We start from the raw sequence: 20,109 nt of genomic DNA, 5'->3' as shown, positions 1-20,109 counted from the left end.
AAGGGGCCCTTCCTTCGGGGGGCCCGCCTCAGGGGGTGGGGGCGGGCACGGGGGTGTCCGAGTGTTCGCGACGGGCGAGCCGGTTCTTGCGGTGGCCGTACCCGAAGTAGATGACCGCGCCGAGCAGCATCCAGGCGAGGAACCGCAGCCAGGTCTCCACCGACAGGTTCAGGCTCAGGTAGAGACAGGCCACTGCGGTGACGATCGGCAGCACCGGCGAGAACGGCACCTTGAACGGCCGCTCCAGGTCGGGGCGGCGCCTGCGCAGGATCGGCACCGCGATCGCGACCAGCGTGAACGCGCAGAGCGCGCCGATGCTGACCAGGTCGGCCAGCGCGGACAGCGGCAGGAAACCGGCGAGCAGCGCCACCGCGACGGTCATGATCCCGGCGATCCGGTACGGGGTGCCCCAGCGCGGGTGCACCTTGGCGATGGCGGGCGGGATGAGCCCGTCGCGGGCGATGGCGAAGCCGATCCGGCCCATCGCCACCAGGTCGACCAGGATCACGCTGGTGAGCCCGGCGACGGCGGCGATGGAGACGAGCACCGCGGCCCAGCCGGCGCCGACCGCCCGGAACGCGGACGCGATGGGCGCGCCCTCGTCGATCTCGGTGTACTTGACCATGCCGACAACGACGAGCGAGACACCGATGTAGAGCACCGTGGAGATGAGCAGCGTGCCGAGCAGACCCAGCGGCAGGTCCCGCTTGGGCTTGCGGGTCTCCTCACCCAGGTTCGCCACGGCCTCGAACCCGGTGTACGCGAAGAACACCACTGCGGCGGCGGTGAGCACCCCGGCGAAGCCGAAGACGGACGGCTCCAACCCGAAGATCGCCTGGGTGACCGGCTGCTTGACGCCGTCGTCCCCGGCCCCGGCCGGCTCGGCGGACGGGATGAACGGGCTGAGGTTGGCCGCCTTGACGAAGAACAGCCCGGCGATGATGACGAAGGCACAGATCGCCACCTTGACCAGCACGAGCAGGTTGGTGACCCGGGCCGACTCGCGGATGCCGACGATGGCGACCACGCCGAGCACCAGCACGATGCCGATCGCGCCGAGGTTGACGACGCTGCCCTCCTCGGCGAACCAGGCGCTGGGCAGGCCGAACAGGTCGGCGAGGTAGCCGGACCAGCCGCGGGCGACCACCGCCGCGCCGAGCGCGAACTCCAGCAGCAGGTCCCAGCCGATGATCCAGGCGACGATCTCGCCCATCGTCGCGTACGCGTAGGTGTAGGCGCTGCCGGCGGTCGGCACGCTGCTGGCGAGTTCGGCGTAGCAGAGCGCGGCGAGCAGCGCGACCAGGCCGGCGATGCCGAACGAGATCACCACACCCGGCCCGGCGCTGTTGCGCGCCTCGACACCGGTGAGGGTGAAGATGCCGGTGCCGATCACGATGCCGATGCCGAAGCCCATCAGGTCGACCGCGCCGAGCCGGCGCCGCAGGCCCGGTTTGCCGTCCTCGCCGTCGGCGTCGCCCTGGGCGAGCACGTCGCCGATCGGCTTGGTACGCAGGACCGACATCTGATCACCTCCCCCGCCGTGCGGCCGCCACGGTGGCGGTCCGTGACCGGGCAAGCTACCCAGCCGTTTTGCGCTCCAATCCCGCACGGTGTGTCTCGGAATCGTCACGATCCGGCCGATCGGACGACGCCGGACATCGATCGGCCCTCAGGGTCTTGCGCCGGGCACGGATAGATGAAAGTTTTCTACCGGAGGTATGGGTATCGCGGCGAATCTTGCCGTGACGCCCCGCCGCCGACCGTCCCCCCGGACCCGACGAAGGGACCGCACCGCATGAAGGCAACTCGGCTCGGAGCCGCCGCGCTGGCCGCGGCGCTGCTCGGCACGCTGGTCGCCGGCACACCGGCGCAGGCCGCCCCCGGCGACAACACAGGCACCGCCGCTTCCCCCTCCACCGACTGCGTCACCGACCCGGCCACCCCCAAGCGCCAGTTCCGGGCCATGTGGATCGCCTCGGTGACGAACATCGACTGGCCCAGCAAGGGTTCCTGGACCGCGCCGGACCAGGTGGCCAAGCAGAAGGCCGAATACCTGGCCTGGCTCGACCTGGCCCAGAAGCTCAACCACAACGCCGTCGTGGTCCAGGTCCGCCCGACCGCGGACGCGTTCTGGCCCTCGCCGTACGAGCCGTGGTCGGAGTACCTGACCGGCGTACGCGGCAAGAACCCCGGCTGGGATCCGCTGGACTTCCTGGTCGCCGAGTCGCACAAGCGCAACCTGGAGTTCCACGCCTGGTTCAACCCGTACCGCGTCTCCATGCCCGCGCCCGGCGGCGCCGGCGCCGACCTGTCGCAACTGGCCCCGGACAGCCCGGCCCGCCAGCACCCCGACTGGGTCTTCGCCTACCCGCCGTCCGGCGTCGCCGGCAGCCGGCTCTACTACAACCCCGGCGTCCCCGAGGTCCGCGAGTTCGTCCAGACCGCGATGATGGACGCGGTCAAGCGGTACGACATCGACGGCGTGCACTTCGACGACTACTTCTACCCGTACCCGAGCGGCACCCACCAGGTGCCCGACGACGCCACGTTCGCGGCGTACAACAGGGGCTTCACCGACAAGGCCGACTGGCGGCGGGACAACATCAACCTGCTGATCCAGGAGATGAACGCCAAGATCAAGGCGGTCAAGCCGTATGTGAAGTTCGGCGTCAGCCCGTTCGGCATCTGGCGCAACGCGTCGGCCGACCCGAACGGCTCGGACACCACCGGCTCGCAGTCGTACGACATCATCTCCGCCGACTCCCGCAAGTGGGTCAAGGAGGAGTGGATCGACTACATCGTGCCGCAGCTCTACTGGTACATCGGCCAGTACCCGGCCGCCGACTACGCCCGGCTGGTGCCGTGGTGGGCCGAGCAGGTGCGCGGCACGCGGGTGCAGCTCTACATCGGCCAGGCCGACTACAAGAGCGGTGACCCGGCGTACGGGTCGTTCTGGATGAACCCGCAGGAGCTGTCGAACCACCTGACGCTCAACCGGTCGTACCCGGAGGTGCTCGGCAACGTGCACTTCTCCGCGGTGCAGGTGCGGGCGAACCGGCTCGGCGCCACCGACATCTACGCCGCCGAGCACTACTCCCGCCCGGCGCTGGTGCCCACCATGACGCACCTGCCGCGCAAGCCGCTGCTGTTCCCGGTGGTCACCAAGGCCCAGCGGGAGGCGGACGGGGTACGCCTGAGCTGGCGTCAGCCGGCCGACGGCATGGGCCCGCTCGGCACCGCCGCGTCGTACGCGATCTACCGGTTCGACGGGCACGGCCTGGCCGGGCGCTGCGACTTCGCCGACGCCTCCCACCTGGTCGGCACCGTCCGGGCCACGGACGGCGCCGTGCAGTCCTGGGTGGACACCACGGCGGCCGACGGCGCCCGGTACACGTACTACGTGACCGCGCTGGACCGGCTGGCGAACGAGAGCCCGGCGAGCCCGCCGCGCTTCGTGCGCTGACCCCCGTCGAATGCCCCCGGGCCGCCTCGCCGGCCCGGGGGCATTCGTCTGTTTGGGCGGATGTCAGCGAGCCGTTCCCCGGAGCATCGCCCCAGGTCACCCAATTGATCGACACTTGTCGACATCCGGAGATCCCGGCCACCACCCGCGGAGGTTCCCGTGTCCCGTCGCCTCGCCACCATCCTCGCCGCCGGAACACTCGCCCTGCTCACCATGCTCGGCCTGGCCACGCCGGCCGCCGCCGCGGTGAGCACCCAGCAGAAGCTGTCCGTCCTGACCAGCTGGACGCAGACCAGCGCGTCCAGCTACAACGCCTGGAACAGCGCCCGGCAGAACCGGGCACCCTGGACGGAGTACGGCTTCGACTGGTCCACCGACTACTGCTCGTCCAGCCCGGACAACCCGATCGGGTTCAACTTCAAGCTCTCCTGCTACCGGCACGACTTCGGCTACCGCAACCACAAGGCGATGGGCGTCTTCTCGTCCAGCAAGTCCCGCCTGGACAGCGCCTTCTACGCCGACCTGAAGCGGGTCTGCGCCACGTACAACGCGGTGGTCCGGCCCGCCTGCTACAGCCTCGCCTGGACGTACTACCAGGCGGTGAGCGTCTTCGGCTCGGTCGCCGCCGTGTCGCAGGCCGACCTCGACCGCGCCGCCCGGATGAAGGCCGACGCCCAGCGTCGCGCCGCCGCGACCGCCTGACGTACCGCGCGGGGAGTCCGCCACCCGGCGGGCTCCCCGCCCTCGTCGGCCGCCCGGCTCAGCCCGTTGTGCTGCGCGGCTCGAACGCCGGCCACGAACCCGGCGTCTGCTTGCCGAACCGGGGCGAGTCGGCGGCCAGGTCCGGGTGCTCGACGTGCAGCGCCAGCGCCGCCACCTCGTCCAGCCGCAGCCCCGTCCCGGCGCCGTAGGCGGCGTCGAACGCCTCGTCGCCCAGCACCCGCCGCAGCTCCGTCTGCCGTGCCGACCAGTACGGGCCGTATATCCCCGGTGTGGCCCGCAGGTTCGCCCGGGTGGCCTGCGCCGCCCCGAACAGCCGGGCCGCCGCCAGCGCGTCCCCGGCGAGCGCGCAGCGAACCGCTATCGCGTTGATCGTGTCGCAGGCCCGGCCCAGGTAGCCGTGACTCATCCGGGACCGCAACGCCACCAGCAGGTGCTCGTGCGCGGCGACCAGGTCGCCCCGGGCCAGGGCCACCATGCCGAGCAGCATGTCCACCGACCGGCCGCCCCGCTCGGCCGGCCGGGCCGCCTCGACCGGGCGGGCCGCGGCGAGCAGATCGGCCGCCTCGTCCAGCGCGCCCCGGCGCCAGAGCAGCTCGGCGAGGTTGTAGACGGCCAGGAGCGCGTCGCCCACCACGTCCTGCGCGTACGCCCAGTCGATCACCTCACGGCAGACCCGCTCCGCCTCGGCGAACTGCCCCATGTCGACCAGCGGCGCCGCACGACCGGCCAGCACCCGGGCCAGCAGCCCTCGGTCACCGGACTGCCGGGCGGCCGCCTCGGCCCGCTGCGAGTACCGCAGCTCCTCGCCGAACTCGCCGTCCGCGCCCGCGTGCAGCGAGTGCATGTGGTACGCGGCGGCCAGCTCGGCGTCCGGCATCACCTCGCCGGTCTCGGCAAGCCGGCCGTAGAGCCGGAACAGCCAGAGCCGCCCCTCCCGGGCCAGCCCGCGCTCCCGCCACCACTGGTCCAGGTCACCCGCCAGCGACAGTCCCGACCGGGCGCTGCCACCTGTGGCGCACCAGCGCAACGCGGCCCGCAACTCGTTCGCCAGCGGGTCGAGCGCGTACAGGGAGAGCGTCACCGGGCGGCCGTCCGGCCCCAGGTGCGCCCGGTCCAGCGCGTGCCGGCACCAGGCGACGTGCCGGTCCCGGGCGCTCTGCTCCTCGCCCGCCTCGACCAGCCGCCGGGCCGCGTACGCCCGGATCGGGTCGAGCATCCGGTAGGTGCTGCCGGAGGCGTGCGGCTCGGCCAGCACCATCGACTTGTCCACCAGCACCGAGAGCGGGTCGAGCGGGTCCTCGTCGAGCAGCCACTGCACGGTGGGCAGGTCCACCGGGCCGGCGAACACCGCCATCCAGCGCAGCAGCCGGGCCGAGCGCGCGCCGAGCGTCCGGTACGACCAGGTCACTGTGGCCTGGATGGTCAGGTGCCGCTCGCTCGCCGACCGCTGCACCGCCCGGGTCGCCGGGGTGGGCGGTGCGGCGCCGGTCGCGGCGGCCACCAGGTCCACCGTGTCCTGCTGGTTGCCGCTCCAGCCGGCCTCCACCGGCGGCGGCTCCGCCGTCTCCCGCCCGGCGTCGAGCGTGCCCAGCATGTCGTCCAGCCGCTCGGCCAGTTGCCCGGCCGAGAGCACCCGCAGCCGGGCCGCGGCAAGCTCGATGGCCAGCGGCAACCCGTCCAGGCGGCGTACCACCCGGTGCAGGTCGGCCTGCTCGGCCGGCTCCGGCGCCCGGCCGCCGCGGGCCACGGCGGTACGGTCCAGCAGCAGCGCCACCGCGTCGCTCCCCCCGCCGTCGGGGCCCTCGTCCACCGACAGCGGCGGTATCCGCCACACCACCTCGCCGGGTACGCCGAACGACTCCCGGCTGGTCGCCAGCACCCGCACACCCCGGCCACCGGCGAGCAACCGGCCGATCACCTCGGCCGACGCGGCGGTCTGGGCGTCGCAGGTGTCCAGCAGCACGAGCATCCGGCGCGGCGCCGCGTACTCCACGAGGGTGTCGACCATCGGCCGGCCGGGCTCCGGGCGCAGGCCGAGCACGGCGGCGATCTCGAACGCCACCAGCCCCGGGTCGGTCACCGCGGCGATGTCGACGAACCAGACGCCGTCGGGGTAGTCCTCGACGATCCCGGAGGCCAGCTCCACCGCCAGCCGGGTCTTGCCGGCGCCGCCCGCGCCGAGCACCGTCACCAGGCGGTACGCCTCGACCAGCCGCCCCAGCTCGGCGCGCTCGGCCTGCCGGCCGACGAACGAGGTGACCTGGGTGGGCAGGTTGTGTGCTGTCGCGTCGGCGGTACGCGGACGCGGGAACCGCCGCTCCAGCCCGGGTGCGACGAGCTGGAACAGCCGCTCCCGGTCGTCGAAGCCGCGCAGCCGGTGCAGTCCGAGGTCCAGCAGGGACACCCCGTCCGGCAGCGGGTCGGCGTGCCGGGCGGTGGCGGCGGAGCAGAGCACCTGCCCCCCGTGCGCGGCGGCGGCCACCCGGGCGGCCCGGTGCACCTCGGGGCTGGCGTACTCGCCGTCGCGGGGCTCGGCGTACCCGGTGTGCAGTCCCATCCGTACCCGGGGGGTGGCGTCCGGGTTGGGCCACTCGTGGCCGGCGAGCGCGCGCTGCGCGGTCAGGCAGGCGCGGACCGCGGCGGCGGCGTCGGGGAACGCGAGGAAGAACGAGTCCCCCTCGGTCAGCAGCTCCGCGCCGTCGGTGCCGGCCAGGGTGTCGCGCAGCAGCCGCCGGTGCTCGTGCAGGACCGGGCGGTAGACCGGGCCGAGCATCCGGGCCAGCCGCGTCGAGCCCTCGATGTCGGTGAACACGAACGTCACCCACCCGCTGGGGAGGTGGTGTCCTTGCGACATACGTCGAACCTCCGCCCGGTGACGTCGGGTTCATGCTGCCCTATGGTCGTGCCGTCACGCATCGTGAGAACGGCTGGGCAGATTCCGCCCCAAGGTGCCAAAGGATCACACCGGCGGCAAGACCCCGATCGACCCGCGGGACGGACGGCGGAAAGTCAGCAGCCGCAGGAGCCGCCGCAGCAACCGCCGCCACTGGGAATCCCACCGCTCGGAGCGGAGCCGCCCCGGCCGGTGACGGCCACCGTGGACAGCAGTTTCACCGTGTCGGCGTGGCCCTGCGGGCAGGTGGCCGGCCGTCCGGCCTCGGCCATCGGGCGGTTGACCTCGAAGGTGTCGCCGCAGGCGCGGCAACGGAACTCGTACCGGGGCATGTCCCAAGCGTACGGCCGGGCCTGACGTCGTCACCCGGATGGGTGATACTCGACGGGTGGTGGACGGCGAACGGCGAGCGACGGCCCGGCCCCTGCGACCCGCCGCGCCACCCGACGACGGCACCCCGCCCATCCCGCGGCCCCGCAGAGCCGGCTCCGAGCCTGTCGAGAAGCCGCAGCTCGGCCCGGGCGCGAAGGCGGACGCCGAGCCCGGGTCGGGTGGGGACGAGCAGCCGGATTCCGGGCCGGAGACGAAGGCCGAGGCGGCAGCCGAGAGCGGCGGGCGGCGTCGGCGGATGCCGTTCGCGCACGCCGTCCGGACTCGCCCGAGGCAACTCACAGTCGGCGCGGCCCGGGCCACCCGCGCCTGGTCCCGGCGGCCCGGCGGCCGCACCACGCTGCCCGCGCTGTTCCTGCTCGCGCTGGTCGCCGCCGCCGCCACTGCCGGTGCGGTGGTCGTGCCGGCGGCGGTCGGCCGGCCGGAGCCGGTCGCCGAGGCCACGCCGTCGCAGAGCGTGCCGCAGACCGCGGCGGCACCCGCCACGCCGCCGTTGCCGGAGCTGACCGGCCTGCCCGGAACCGCCGCGCCCACCGGCACGCCGCTGCCCGGTGCGACCACCGCTCCGGCGCTGCCCGCCGGGCGTCCCGCCGACGCGCTCACCGGCTGGGCGCAGCGGGTCAGCGCGGTGACCGGCGTCCCCGTGGTGGCGCTTCAGGCGTACGCCTACGCCGAGCTGGTGCTCGCCCAGACCAACCGTGGGTGCCAGCTGAGCTGGACCACGCTGGCCGCGATCGGTTACGTCGAGTCGCGCCACGGCGCGGCCAACGGCGCCACGCTGCAAGTCGACGGGCGGGCCCTGCCGGAGATCAAGGGAGAGCCACTCGACGGGCAGGGCGGCCGGTCCCGGATCCTCGACACCGACCAGGGGCTGCTCGACGGCGACCGGGTCCACGACCGGGCGCTCGGCCCGATGCAGTTCATCCCGACCACCTGGCAGGAGATCGGCGCGGACGCGGACGGCGACGGCGTGAAGAACCCGCACGACATCGACGACGCGGCGCTGGCCGCCGGGCTCTACCTGTGCAAGGGCGGCCGGAACATGACCATCCCGGGTGACTGGTGGGGCGCCATCCTTTCCTACAACGATGTGCGTCGGTACGCCCAGGCCGTCTTCGACAAGGCCGACGAGTACGGCAGGCTCAGCCGCAACGTGAGGTGACGGCTCGCGTACATTCGCGGACTCAACCCTTCCCCCCGGCTGCCGTTGACGGCAAGCTAGACGGGTGATGGTGCGCGAGTGGGATCCCAGGACCGCGTCGTCCGCCGAGATCGCGTCCCTGCTGGACACGCTGAACGCGGTCCTGGCGGCCGATCTGCCGCAGGATCCGCCATGGCGGGAGAGCTCCATGCGGGAGTATCTCTCCGAGGTGATGCCCGGCGAGCGGCGGATCTCGTGGGTCGCGCAGGAGGACGCCGGCCCGGACGGCACGCCCGGGGCGATCCTCGGGCATGTGCACGTGCTGCTGCTCGGCGGGATCGGCGTGCTCGAGGTGCTGGTGCACCCGGCGATCCGGCGCAGCGGCGTCGGCCGCGAGCTGGTGCGGGTGGCCGCCCGCCGGGTCTGGGACGAGGGCTTCCAGTCGATCGGTGTGGAGGTGGTCGGCGACACCCCGGCCGTGGGGTTCTACGAGTCGCTGGGCTTCACCCGCGACTACGTGGAGACCCGCAGCGTGCTCGACCTGCGCTCGGTGGACTGGCCGGCGCTCACCGAGATGGCCGCCGAGGTCGGCGCGGGCTACCGCGTGGAGTTCTGGCCGGGTGGCCCGCCGGACGAGCTGATCGAGGCGTACGCGCGGGCCAAGGCCGAGGTGCGCGACTCCGACGACGTGGAGCTGCGGCCCAGCTCCTACGACCCGGACCGGCTGCGCGACAGCCTCGCCACGCTGCACCGGCGCGGCATGAAGCCGTACATCGTGCTCGCGCTGCACGAGCAGACCGGCGAGGTGGCCGGGTTGACCGAGGTGGTGGTGCCGGCGCAGCACCCGACCCGGGCCGACCAGTACGACACGATCGTCGTCCACGACCACCGCGGCTACGGCATCGACCGGGCCATCAAGGCGCGGATGCTGCTGGAGCTGCGTTCGGCCGAGCCCGAGGTGGCCGAGGTGCAGACCTGGAATGCGCAGGACAACGAGTCGATGCTGAAGGTCAACGCCGAGCTGGGCTACCGCCCCGACCGCGACTGGTGCGAATACGGTGTGGACGTGGCCGAACTGGTGCACCGGCTGGACAGTCACCGCTGACCGTTCACCGTCCGGCCATCGAAGGGCTGGACGGTGTACCCACGAGAGCCTTAACGTTCGTTAGTTCCTGTCCACCCATCGTGGAGGCCCCATGCGCCCGCGCCGCACCCTCGCCGCGCTCGCGACCACCGCCGCCGTCACCCTCACGGCGATCGCTGTCGCACCCACCGCGGCCAGCGCCGCGCCCACCGACCTGTTCATCTCGGAGTACGTCGAGGGGTCGTCCAACAACAAGGCCGTCGAGCTGTACAACGGCACCGGCGCCCCGATCGACCTGGGAGCCGGCGGCTACCAGCTCCAGCTCTTCTTCAACGGCGCCACCACCTCGACGAACGTGGCCCTCACCGGGACCGTCGCCGCCGGTGACGTGTTCGTCTTCGCCGCCGCGGCGGCCGCGCCGGCGATCCTCGCCCAAGCCGACCAGACGTACTCCGGTTCGCTGTTCAACGGCGACGACGCGATCGTGCTGCGCAAGGGCGGCACGGTGGTCGACTCCCTGGGCCAGGTCGGCGTCGACCCGGGCAGCGAGTGGGGCAGCGGCCTCACCAGCACTGCGGACAACACGCTGCGCCGGCTGCCCTCGGTGACCGCCGGCGACACCGACCCGGCGGACGCGTTCGACCCGGCCGCGCAGTGGGCCGGCTTCGCCACCGACACGTTCGACGGCCTGGGCAGCCACACCGTCGGCGACGGTCCGGTCGACCAGCCGCCCACAGTGGCCTGCGGCGGCGCGCTGACGCTGTCGGCGGGCGCCACCGCGACCCGCGAGGTGACCGCGACCGACGCCGACGACACGATCACCGACCTGGCGGTCACCTCGGTCGTGCCGGTGCCGGCGAGCGGCTCGATCAGTCGTACCGCGTTCACCCCGGCGACCGCCGACGGCGGCACGGCCACCGCGACGCTGACCGCCACCGGCCTGCCGGCCGGCAGCTACGCGGTCACCGTGACCTCCACCGACACCGACGGCGACAGCGCCACCTGCACGCTCACCGTGCAGGCCACGAGCGTGCTGTCGGTCGGCGAGGTGCAGGGCCGCACCGCCGACGACGAGGACGGCCGCACCGACCGGTCGCCGCTCGCACCGGCCAGCGGCAACGGCACCAGCTCCACGCTGTACGACGTACGAGGCGTCATCACCGGCATGTCCCTGACCCGCAGTTCGGCCGGGGCCGACCAGTGGGGCTTCTACCTCCAGAGCCGGCTCGGCAGCGAGGACGGCGACCCGCTGACCTCCGACGGCCTGTTCGTCTTCATGGGCTCGTTCACCACGCTGATCGGCGGGTACGCCCCGACCGTCGGTGACGAGGTCGTGCTGCGCGGCCGGGTCTCCGAGTACTTCAGCCAGACCCAGCTGTCCAGCGCCTCGCTGGTCCGCAAGCTCGACTCCGGCCTCGACGTGGACACCGTGGTCCGGGTCGACGACGCGGTCCCGCCGGCCGAGGCGGCCGCCGCCGACCTGTTCTGGGAGCGGCACGAGGGCGAGCGGATGCGGGTACGCGCCGGCAGCGGCGTCTCCGCGCCCCGGCACATCTACTCCTCCACCGCCGACTCCGAGATCTACGTGCTGGACCGCGAGGACCCGGTGATGAAGCGGTCCGACCCGTACGCCCGGCGGGTGTTCCGGGACGCGCACCCGCTCGACGACATCCCCGGCACGCTGTTCGACAACGGCAACAACCAGCGCATCCTGCTGGGTGCGGGCGGTGTGAAGGCGACCGCCGGTGACTCCCGGGCGCTGCTGCCCGAGGCACGCACGTTCGACACGCTCACCGAGGACGCCTACGGCTCCGTCTCGTACGCGTTCAGCAAGTACAGCGTGCAGCCGGAGCAGCTCACGCTGACCGGTGGCGCCGACCCGGCCGCCAACCACCCGCCGCAGCCGGCCGACCGCGGCAGCGAGGTCGCGATCGCCACCTACAACGTGGAGAACCTGTACGACTACCGCGACGACCCGTTCGACGGCTGCGACTTCGCCGGCAACACCGGCTGCCCCGGCGTCAGCCCGCCGTTCGACTACGTGCCGGCGAGCCCGGAGGCGTACGCGGCCAAGCTGGCCGTGCAGGCCCGGCAGATCGTCCAGTCGCTGCACAGCCCGGATCTGATCCTGGTGCAGGAGGCCGAGGACCAGGACATCTGCTCGGTGGTCGACGGCGCTCTGGCCTGCGGCGACACCAACAACGCCGACGGCGCGCCGGACACCGTGCAGGAGCTGGCACTCGCCATCGCGGCCAACGGCGGCCCGGCGTACGCCGCCGCGTACGACCGGACCGGCGCGGACGCCCGGGGCATCGCCTCGGCGTTCCTCTACCGGACCGACCGGCTGACGCTCGCCGAGGCGACCGCCGCGGACCCGCTGCTGGGCTCCGCCCCGACCGTCCAGTACCGCTCGGCGGCGCTGCCGTCCAACGCAGACGTGCAGAACCCCAAGGCGCTCAACGCGGTGCTGCCGGCCGACGTGGACCGGTCGACCGGGGTGGACGGCAGCAACGTCTACACCCGTGCGGCGCAGGTGGCCCGGTTCACAGTGAAGGCCGGCCCCGGATCGACCGAGCGGTTCACGCTCTGGGCGGTCGCCAACCACTTCTCGTCCGGACCGGACAGCCGGGTCGGGCAGCGCCGCGAGCAGGCCGCGTACGGGGCAGCGATCGTCCAGGCGGTCGAGGCGAGCGACCCGAACGCCCGCGTGGTCTACGGCGGGGACCTGAACGTCTTCCCCCGCCCGGACGACCCGATCGCCACCGCCCAGAACCCGACCCCGTCGGACCAGCTCGCCCCGCTGTACGAGGCCGGGCTGCACAACCTCTGGGACGACCTGGTGAAGGACGCGCCGGCGTCGGCGTACTCGTACACATTCAGCGGTCAGGCGCAGACGCTGGACAACCTCTTCGTGAACGACCCGATGCACGACGACCTGGTGCAGGTACGGACGGCGCACATCAACGCCGACTACCCGACCGACGCGCCGGAGTTGGGCGAGCGGGGTGCCAGCGACCACGACCCGCAGGTGGCCCGGTTCCGGTCGCGCGCCTCGCTGCGGGTCGCGGACACCTCGGTCACCGAGGGCGACAAGGGCACCAGCACGATGACGTTCACCGTCACCGTGTCCCGCCCGCTCTCCGAGCCGGCCCTGATCTGCGCGGCCACCTACGGCACCACCGCCCAGGCCGGGTCGGACTACGACCCGTACGTGGGCTGCCGGGTCCTGGCCGCGGGCCGGACCTCGCTGACGTTCCCGGTCACCGTGCGCGGTGACCGCAAGCGCGAGACGGACGAGAAGCTCACGCTGTACGTGGCCGGGGTGCCGGGCCTGCGGCTCGCCGACCCGTCCGGCGTCGGGACGATCCTGAACGACGACTGAGCGGTGTGCCGCGCGGCGGCCCGTCGATCCCCTCATGGGCGGATCGGCGGGCCGCCGCGGTATCCGCACCGCTGCGGATCGGGCGGAGGCGGCACGCTCCGGTACTTGGCCACCCTCACCTCCCACTGGCTGCGGCGGCGCAGCCAGTCCCGGACCTCCCGGTTGCGGTAGAACGTCTCCGGCGGGCGGGCCAGCCCGTACCGGTCGGCCCACCACTCCCCCGGCTCCGGGTCGGTGATGACGTCGAGGTGGGACGGGTACCGCCGCTCCGCGCCGTCCCGCAGGTCGGCCCGGTCACGCATCGGCTTGAGAACCCGGCCGGCCTCGTCGACGACCACGAGCCGGAAGCCGGCCGTGCCGACGATGCGCGACAGCATGGTCAGGCTCGGCGTCAGCGTCCCCGCCTCGACCCGCCCGATCGTGCTCGGATGCACCCGGGCGAACCGGGCCAGCTCACGTTGGCTGGCGTCGGCTCGGCGACGCACCGCCCGGACGATCCCCGGCGCCGGGAACGGCACGTCGAACGGCTCGGTGAGCAGCGCCGGCCCGTCGCCTCCCGCCGCCACGGCGGGCACGCCGGGTGCGGCGCAGGCTCCCGTCCCCGTCCCCGTCCCCGCGCCCGTGGCAGCGGCGGTGGCGGTGCCGCTGTGGGCGCCCGTGGCGGTGCCGGCGGCGGCGCCCGCCTCCGGCTCGGTGTCGGCGATGTCTGTCACGCCGCCCACGGTCCCGTCTCCCGCACCGGCCCGGCAACCCCGCTCCCCGCCCCTGTGGAAAACCCGGGATTCGGCGTCCGAGCCCGTTCGGCACCGGCCGTCAGCACACACAGAGGGTGACGCTCACTCAGCGTCAAGCGCCGCCGCCGAAGCGAGCGACCCGACGCCATCACAAACGCGACTTAAGCGGACACAATCCTCGCGAGCGTCGCAGCAGGGATAACCACCTCAGCAGACTTTGCTCTGCATCCCCCGAGGCAGCACTCACGATTCGTGACAGTTGCGCCCATGGCTGCAGAGCAAAGTCGGCGAAGGGTGAGGTGTCCTGTCGCTCGAAAAGACACGCTGAGTGATCGCCTTGGGCTGTGGACAACCGCGGCGACCACAACGAGGACAGCGAAGCCGGAGAACTCGGCGAGCCGAGCCCGCCGCCGCACGTGCCGGCATCAGAGGGGCGACGTCGGCCGGGCGGCGGTCAGTAACGCTCGCGCAGCAACTGGGCGGCCTCGACGGCCCAGTAGGTGAGGATGATCTGGGCGCCGGCCCGGCGGATCGAGGTGAGCGTCTCCAGCATCACCCGCTCCCGGTCGATCCAGCCGTTCGCGGCGGCCGCCTCGACCATCGCGTACTCGCCGGAGACCTGGTAGGCGGCGACCGGGACGTTCACCACATCACGGACCGCCGACACCACGTCGAGGTAGGGCAGCGCGGGCTTGACCATCACCATGTCGGCGCCCTCGGCCACGTCCAGCTCGACCTCGCGCAGCGACTCGCGCAGGTTCGCCGGGTCCTGCTGGTAGGTGCGCCGGTCCCCCTCCAACGCCGACTCCACGGCGTCGCGGAACGGGCCGTAGAAGGCGGAGGCATACTTCACCGCGTACGCGAGCACCGAGACGTCCTGGTGCCCGGCGGCGTCGAGCGCCTTGCGGACCACGCCGACCTGGCCGTCCATCATCCCGGACGGCCCGACCACGTGGACCCCGGCGGCGGCCTGGGCCACCGCCATGTCGGCGTACGCGGCGAGCGTCGCGTCGTTGTCGACCCCGCCGTCCGGGGTGAGCAGGCCGCAGTGCCCGTGCGAGGTGAACTCGTCCAGGCACAGGTCGCTCATCACCACAGTCGAGTCGCCGACCTCGGCGACCACGTCCCGGATCGCCGTGTTGAGCACGCCGGCCGGGTCGATGCCACCGGAGCCGGTCTCGTCCCGCGTCGCCGGCACCCCGAACAGCATGATCCCGCCGACCCCGGCCTGGACCGCCTCCGCGGCGGCCTTGCGCAGCGAGTCCCGGGAGTGCTGGAGCACCCCCGGGAGCGACGCGATGGCCCGCGGCTCGGTCAGCCCCTCCTTGACGAACATCGGCACGACCAGCTCGGCCGGGTCGACGCGGGTCTCGGAGACCAGCCGCCGCACGGCCGCGTTGCGGCGCAGCCGGCGGGGCCGGATCTCGGGGTACGGCATGACGGGCCTCCTGTCAGCGGAACCGCAGGGCGGTCGGGCCCTGCACCTTCGAGCCCCGGCGCTGCTTCGCCGGCATGGCGGCGAGCTTCTCCCGCAGCTCGACGGCGTAGGCGGCGAGCGCCTCCACCAGGTCGGGCACCGAGGCGTGCGGCGGCTGCACGTCGACGCGCAGGCCGAACTCGGTGGCGGTCTCCGCCGTCTTGGGCCCGATCACTGCAACAACGGTCCGCGCGTGTGGCTTCCCGGCGATACCGACGAGGTTCCGCACTGTGGACGACGAGGTGAACAGCACCGCGTCGAACCCGCCGGACTTGATCGCGTCGCGGATCTCGGCGGGCGGCGGCGCCGCGCGCACGGTCCGGTACGCGGTCACGTCGTCGACCTCCCAGCCGCGCTCGGTCAGGCCGGCGGCCAGGGTCTCGGTGGCGATGTCGGCGCGCGGCAGCAGCACCCGGCCGACCGGGTCGAGGATCTCGTCGTGCGGCGAGAACTCGGCCAGCAGGCCCTCGGAGGACTGCTCCCCGGAGGGGATCAGCTCGGGCTGGATGCCGAAGGCACGGACCGCCTCGGCGGTGGCGTCACCGATGCAGGCGATCTTCACGCCGCCGAAGTGGCGGGCGTCGAGGCCGTGCTCGGCGAACTTCTCCCACACCGCCCGGACCGCGTTCACCGAGGTGAAGATGACCCAGGCGTACCGGCCGTCGACCAGGCCCTTCACGGCCCGCTCCATCTGCGCCGGGGTACGCGGCGGCTCGACCGCGATGGTCGGCACCTCGCACGGGATCGCCCCGTACGCGCGCAGCCGCGCGCTCATCACGCCGGCCTGCTCCTTGGTGCGGGGCACCAGCACCTTCCAGCCGTACAGCGGGCGGTTCTCCCACCAGCTCAGCTTGTCGCGGTCGGTGACGGCCGCGCCGACGGTGAGCACCACCCGGCCGGTGAAGCCGAGCGCCGCCGCGACGAAGGAGTCGACTGTCGACGTGGTGGTGTACTGCGTCTCGCCGGTGCCGTCACCGGTCACCCCGACCGCTGTGGTGCCGTCGACCCCGGCGGCCAGCAGGCCGTCCCGGACGGCGGCCAGGTCACCGGCGTCCACGGCGAGCGCCAGCGAACCCCGCCCGACGGCGGTGGCGAGCGCCTCGAAGTCCAGCGCGGTGACGTCCTCGACGTCGGCGGCGGTGCGTACGCCCGGCAGCGGGACACCCGCGTACGTGGCCACGCCCTCGGCCTGGCCGACGCCCGGGACCACCTCGAAGTGCGCGGCGGTACGCGCGACCGCCTGCACCTCCTTGACCACCGAGTCGTGGCCGAACGGGTCACCGGCGACCAGGTGCACGGCGTTCTGCCCGGACCGGGCCGCGGAGATCAGCACCTTCGCCACGTCCCCCGGCACGCCCTCGGCGGGGCTGAACTCGGCGTCCGGCCGGGCCTGGGCGCGGACGTGCGCCAGGAGCGACTCGGGTACGCCCCGGTCGTAGACCACCTGGTCGGCCTCGACCAGGGCGTCCAGCGCCCGGCGGGTCAGCAGGCCCGGGTCGCCGGGACCGGCCCCGACGAATGCGATCTGGCCTACGGGCTTACGGGTGCGGGTCATTCTGTGCTCCCAAGTTGCTGGGTCCCCGGGCCGGCCTGTGCGTCCTGGCCGAGGATCGAGTCGGCGCCGAGTTCGAGGAGTTCGGCGGCGAGTGCCTTGCCGATCTCCGCCGCGTCGGCGGGCGTTCCGGTGCGGGACAGCCGGAGGTCACGAGTACCGTCCGGGCTGATCACCGCACCGCGCAGGTAGATCTCCTGATTGACGTCGCCCTCGTCGGTGGGCTCGCCTTCGGCGAGAACGGCGTACGCGGCCACGGGCGCGCTGCACCCTGCCTCCAGGGTGGCCAGCAGCGCCCGTTCCGCGGTGATCGCGGCACGGGACGGTGCGTGGTCGAGCAGCGCGAGCAGCTCGATCACGTCCTGGTCGTCGGCCCGGCACTCGACGGCGAGCGCACCCTGGGCGGGTGCGGGCAGCATGAGCATCGGGTCGAGCGTCTCGGTGATGACGTCGGCGCGGCCGATCCGGTTGAGCCCGGCGCGGGCGAGCACGACGGCGTCGAGGTCGGCGTCCGGGCCGAGCACGCGGCCGAGCCGGGTGTCGACGTTGCCCCGGATCGGGCTGACCTCCAACTGCATGCCCAGCGCGTGCAACTGGGCGATCCGGCGCAGCGCGCCGGTGCCGACGCGGGCGCCGGGCGGCAGCTCGGCGAGCGTACGGCCGTTCGTGGCCACCAGCGCGTCACGCGGATCCTGCCGGGGCGGTACGGCCGCGACGTGCAGGCCGGGCGCCGCCGCGGTGGGCAGGTCCTTGTACGAGTGGACGGCGAAGTCGATCTCGCCGGCGGTCAGCGCGTCGCGCAGCGCGGAGACGAACACGCCGACGCCGAGCCGCTGCACCGGGGCGGTGGACCTGTCGCCGGCGGTCACCACCTCGACCAGCTCGACCGGGCGGCCGGTGGCCGCGGTGAGGGCCTCGGCGACGTGGCCGGACTGGGCCATCGCCAGGGCGCTGCCCCGGGTACCGAGGCGAAGGGGGGCGGTCATCGCGCACCTCCGGTGGGCGGGACGTCGGCGGCGTCGAACGACGGCCGGCCGTCGAGGTCGGTGGCGACCACGTCGGGGACGGTGTCGACAGGGGACGTCTGCGGAACGTCCAGGTCGAACAGTTCGCGCAGCAGCGCCGCGTACTGGTCGCCGCCGGGCTCGGCGGCGAGCTGGCGGACCCGTACGGTCGGCTGGTGCAGCAGCCGCTGCACGACCCGGTGCACGGTGCGGGCGACCTCGGCGCGCTGGTCGTCGCTGAGGTCGGGGCGGCGCTGGCCGAGCCGGCGCAGCTCGGTGGTGACGACGTCCTCGGCCCGGCCGCGCAGGGCGGCCACCGTCGGTGCGACGTCGGCACCGCGCAGCCAGCTCAGGAACGCCTCGACCTCGCCGGTCACGATCCGGGCCACCTCGGCGGCGTCGGCCGCGGCCGGTCCGTCGGCGAGGACGGCGGCCATCCGGTCGATGTCGACCACCTCGACGCCGGGCAGCTCGGCGACGCCGGGCTCGACGTCGCGCGGGACGGCCAGGTCGAGCAGGACCAGCGGGCCGCGGTCGGCGTCCCGGCGGGCCAGCGCCCGGGTCACCACGTCGCGGGTGAGCACCGCCTCGGTGGCGGCGGTGGCGGCGACCACGACGTCGACGTCGGCGAGCGCGGTGATCAGCTCGGCCATCGGCACGGCGGACGCGCCGTACGACTCGGCGAGCCGGACGGCACGGGCGGCGCCCCGGTTGGTCACGGTGAGCGGGCCGGCGCCCAGCCGGGACAGCGTGGCCACGCCCAGCGAGCCCATCGCGCCGGCGCCCACCACCATGGCGGGCCGGCCGGCCAGGTCGCCGTCGAGCAGCCCGGCGGCGAGATCGAGGGCGGCGGTGACGACGCTCTGCCCGGCCCGGTCGATGTTGGTCTCGGCGTGCGCGCGCTTGCCGACCCGCAGCGCCTGCTGCATCAGCTCGTGCAGCAGCCGCCCGGCGGAGTCGGCGCCACCGGCGGAGTGGTAGGCGTCGCGAAGCTGGCCGAGGATCTGCGCCTCGCCCACCACCATCGAGTCGAGCCCGGCGGCCACCCGGAAGACGTGGTCCACGGCGGCGGCGTCGTAGTGGACGTAGAGGTGCGGGGCGAGCGCCGCGGGCTGGCAGCCGGCCTGGTCGGCCAGGACCGCGCAGATGTCACCGAGTCCGCCGTGGAACCCGGAGACGGCGGCGTAGACCTCCACCCGGTTGCAGGTGGAGACCAGGACGGCCTCGGCGACGTACGGCTGGGCGATCAGGCGGTCCAGCGTGCGGGTGAGGTCGGCGGGCGGGACGGCCAGCTGTTCCAGGGTGGCGACCGGGGCGGTGCGGTAGGACGCGCCGACGACGAGCAGTTTCACGTGCCGATCGCCTCCTGGGTGTCGGTTGCCGCGAGTCCGCCGGGCAGGGCGGTGAGGGCGGACCCGCCGGTGGCGGGGAGCGCGGTCAGCGATGCCTTGCGGTGCTCGTGGAAGGACAGGATCTGCAGCTCGATGGCGAGGTCGACCTTGCGCACGTCGACCCCGTCCGGAACCGAGAGTACGCAGGGCGCGAAGTTGAGGATGCTCGTCACGCCGACGGCGACCAACTGGTCGGCGACCGCCTGGGCGGCCGGGGCGGGGGTGGCGATGACGCCGATCGAGATCGACTCCTCGGCGACGATCTGGGGCAGCTCGTCGACGTGCCGTACGACCAGGCCGTTGATCACTTCGCCGACGCGGGACCGGTCGGCGTCGACCAGCGCGGCGATGCGGAATCCGCGGTTGGCGAAGCCGTCGTAGCCGGCCAGGGCGTGACCGAGATTACCCACGCCGACGAGCGCGACGGTCCGGCACTGGGTGAGCCCGAGCACCGAGGAGATCTGGTCGACCAGCAGCGCCACGTCGTAGCCGACGCCGCGGGTGCCGTACGAGCCGAGGTGGGACAGGTCCTTGCGGAGCTTCGCGGAGTTGACGCCGGCGGCGTTGGCGAGGCCCTCGCTGGACACCGTCTCGTGCCCGGCGTCGGCGAGCGCGTGCAGCGCACGCAGGTATTCCGGGAGCCGGGACACGGTCGCCTCGGGCAGGTCCGGAAGCGCCGGTACGGCACCGGTGCGACCGGGCGCGCCTGGTTGACGGTGCTGGCTCATGAGACTCCGTGCGGTGCGATCCTCGACCAGCGACGGGGGCCGGTCGTTTCGGGACTCCCGCTGGCGACCGAGATTGCCGGCTGTGCTAGCAGGGCGCGTCGGAACTACAGAGTAGGTGTTTGTGAAGGGGTGCACAAATCGCGATCT

General features: G+C 73.4%; 14 protein-coding genes. 5 read left to right on the top strand and 9 right to left on the bottom strand.

The window, feature by feature from the left end; translation table 11 throughout:
• Positions 1 to 28: 28 nt before the first annotated feature.
• Positions 29 to 1,522, bottom strand: coding sequence for an amino acid permease (locus ML5_RS14290; RefSeq protein ID WP_013475164.1), 1,494 nt, complete (start codon positions 1,520 to 1,522; stop codon positions 29 to 31).
• 273 nt (positions 1,523 to 1,795) lie between these two features.
• Here ML5_RS14290 and ML5_RS14285 point away from each other — a divergent pair, with 273 nt between their 5' ends.
• Complete coding sequence (locus tag ML5_RS14285; protein ID WP_013475163.1) at positions 1,796 to 3,463, top strand: glycoside hydrolase family 10 protein; 1,668 nt, start codon at positions 1,796 to 1,798, stop codon at positions 3,461 to 3,463.
• A 159-nt stretch (positions 3,464 to 3,622) separates the two neighbouring features.
• The gene (locus tag ML5_RS14280; RefSeq protein ID WP_013475162.1) at positions 3,623 to 4,165 is read left to right on the top strand and encodes a phospholipase; all 543 of its coding nucleotides are present in this window, start codon (positions 3,623 to 3,625) and stop codon (positions 4,163 to 4,165) included.
• A 58-nt stretch (positions 4,166 to 4,223) separates the two neighbouring features.
• Here ML5_RS14280 and ML5_RS14275 read toward each other — a convergent pair whose 3' ends face one another.
• Positions 4,224 to 7,040 carry an adenylate/guanylate cyclase domain-containing protein gene (locus ML5_RS14275; RefSeq protein WP_013475161.1) on the bottom strand — a complete coding sequence of 939 codons (2,817 nt, stop codon included), beginning with the start codon at positions 7,038 to 7,040 and terminating at the stop codon, positions 4,224 to 4,226.
• A gap of 155 nt (positions 7,041 to 7,195) precedes the next feature.
• Positions 7,196 to 7,411, bottom strand: coding sequence for a zinc ribbon domain-containing protein (locus tag ML5_RS14270; protein ID WP_013288739.1), 216 nt, complete (start codon positions 7,409 to 7,411; stop codon positions 7,196 to 7,198).
• 38 nt (positions 7,412 to 7,449) lie between these two features.
• On the opposite strand from ML5_RS14270, the gene ML5_RS14265 reads away from it, so the two are divergent.
• The 3 genes from ML5_RS14265 (at position 7,450) to ML5_RS14255 (ending at position 13,076) form a co-directional block, all read left to right on the top strand.
• Positions 7,450 to 8,631, top strand: coding sequence for a lytic transglycosylase domain-containing protein (locus tag ML5_RS14265; RefSeq protein ID WP_013475160.1), 1,182 nt, complete (start codon positions 7,450 to 7,452; stop codon positions 8,629 to 8,631).
• Between the two features lie 67 nt (positions 8,632 to 8,698).
• Positions 8,699 to 9,715 carry a GNAT family N-acetyltransferase gene (locus tag ML5_RS14260; RefSeq protein ID WP_013288741.1) on the top strand — a complete coding sequence of 339 codons (1,017 nt, stop codon included), beginning with the start codon at positions 8,699 to 8,701 and terminating at the stop codon, positions 9,713 to 9,715.
• A 91-nt stretch (positions 9,716 to 9,806) separates the two neighbouring features.
• Entirely contained in the window at positions 9,807 to 13,076 is a 3,270-nt protein-coding gene (locus tag ML5_RS14255) for a lamin tail domain-containing protein (RefSeq protein ID WP_013475159.1), read from the top strand.
• 32 nt (positions 13,077 to 13,108) lie between these two features.
• On the opposite strand, the gene ML5_RS14250 is transcribed toward ML5_RS14255, so the two are convergent.
• From ML5_RS14250 to ML5_RS14225, 6 genes are all read right to left on the bottom strand, one after another.
• Positions 13,109 to 13,789 carry a helix-turn-helix transcriptional regulator gene (locus ML5_RS14250; RefSeq protein WP_236619417.1) on the bottom strand — a complete coding sequence of 227 codons (681 nt, stop codon included), beginning with the start codon at positions 13,787 to 13,789 and terminating at the stop codon, positions 13,109 to 13,111.
• A 475-nt stretch (positions 13,790 to 14,264) separates the two neighbouring features.
• Positions 14,265 to 15,248 (bottom strand): porphobilinogen synthase, encoded by a 984-nt coding sequence (gene hemB / locus ML5_RS14245; protein ID WP_013475157.1) that lies wholly within the window; start codon positions 15,246 to 15,248, stop codon positions 14,265 to 14,267.
• Between the two features lie 13 nt (positions 15,249 to 15,261).
• Positions 15,262 to 16,842 (bottom strand): uroporphyrinogen-III synthase, encoded by a 1,581-nt coding sequence (locus ML5_RS14240; protein ID WP_013475156.1) that lies wholly within the window; start codon positions 16,840 to 16,842, stop codon positions 15,262 to 15,264.
• A complete protein-coding gene (gene hemC, locus ML5_RS14235) occupies positions 16,839 to 17,825 on the bottom strand; it encodes a hydroxymethylbilane synthase (RefSeq protein ID WP_013288746.1) in 987 nt (328 codons plus the stop codon). Before hemC ends, ML5_RS14240 begins: the two co-directional genes overlap by 4 nt.
• On the bottom strand, positions 17,822 to 19,195 hold the full coding sequence (locus tag ML5_RS14230; RefSeq protein ID WP_013475155.1) for a glutamyl-tRNA reductase: 1,374 nt from the start codon (positions 19,193 to 19,195) through the stop codon (positions 17,822 to 17,824). Before ML5_RS14230 ends, hemC begins: the two co-directional genes overlap by 4 nt.
• Positions 19,192 to 19,962, bottom strand: coding sequence for a redox-sensing transcriptional repressor Rex (locus tag ML5_RS14225; RefSeq protein ID WP_013288748.1), 771 nt, complete (start codon positions 19,960 to 19,962; stop codon positions 19,192 to 19,194). Before ML5_RS14225 ends, ML5_RS14230 begins: the two co-directional genes overlap by 4 nt.
• Positions 19,963 to 20,109 lie beyond the last annotated feature (147 nt).

The organism is Micromonospora sp. L5 (genome assembly GCF_000177655.2).
Taxonomy (GTDB): Bacteria; Actinomycetota; Actinomycetes; order Mycobacteriales; family Micromonosporaceae; genus Micromonospora; species Micromonospora aurantiaca.
This window is presented reverse-complemented; position numbering and strand designations above follow the sequence as displayed.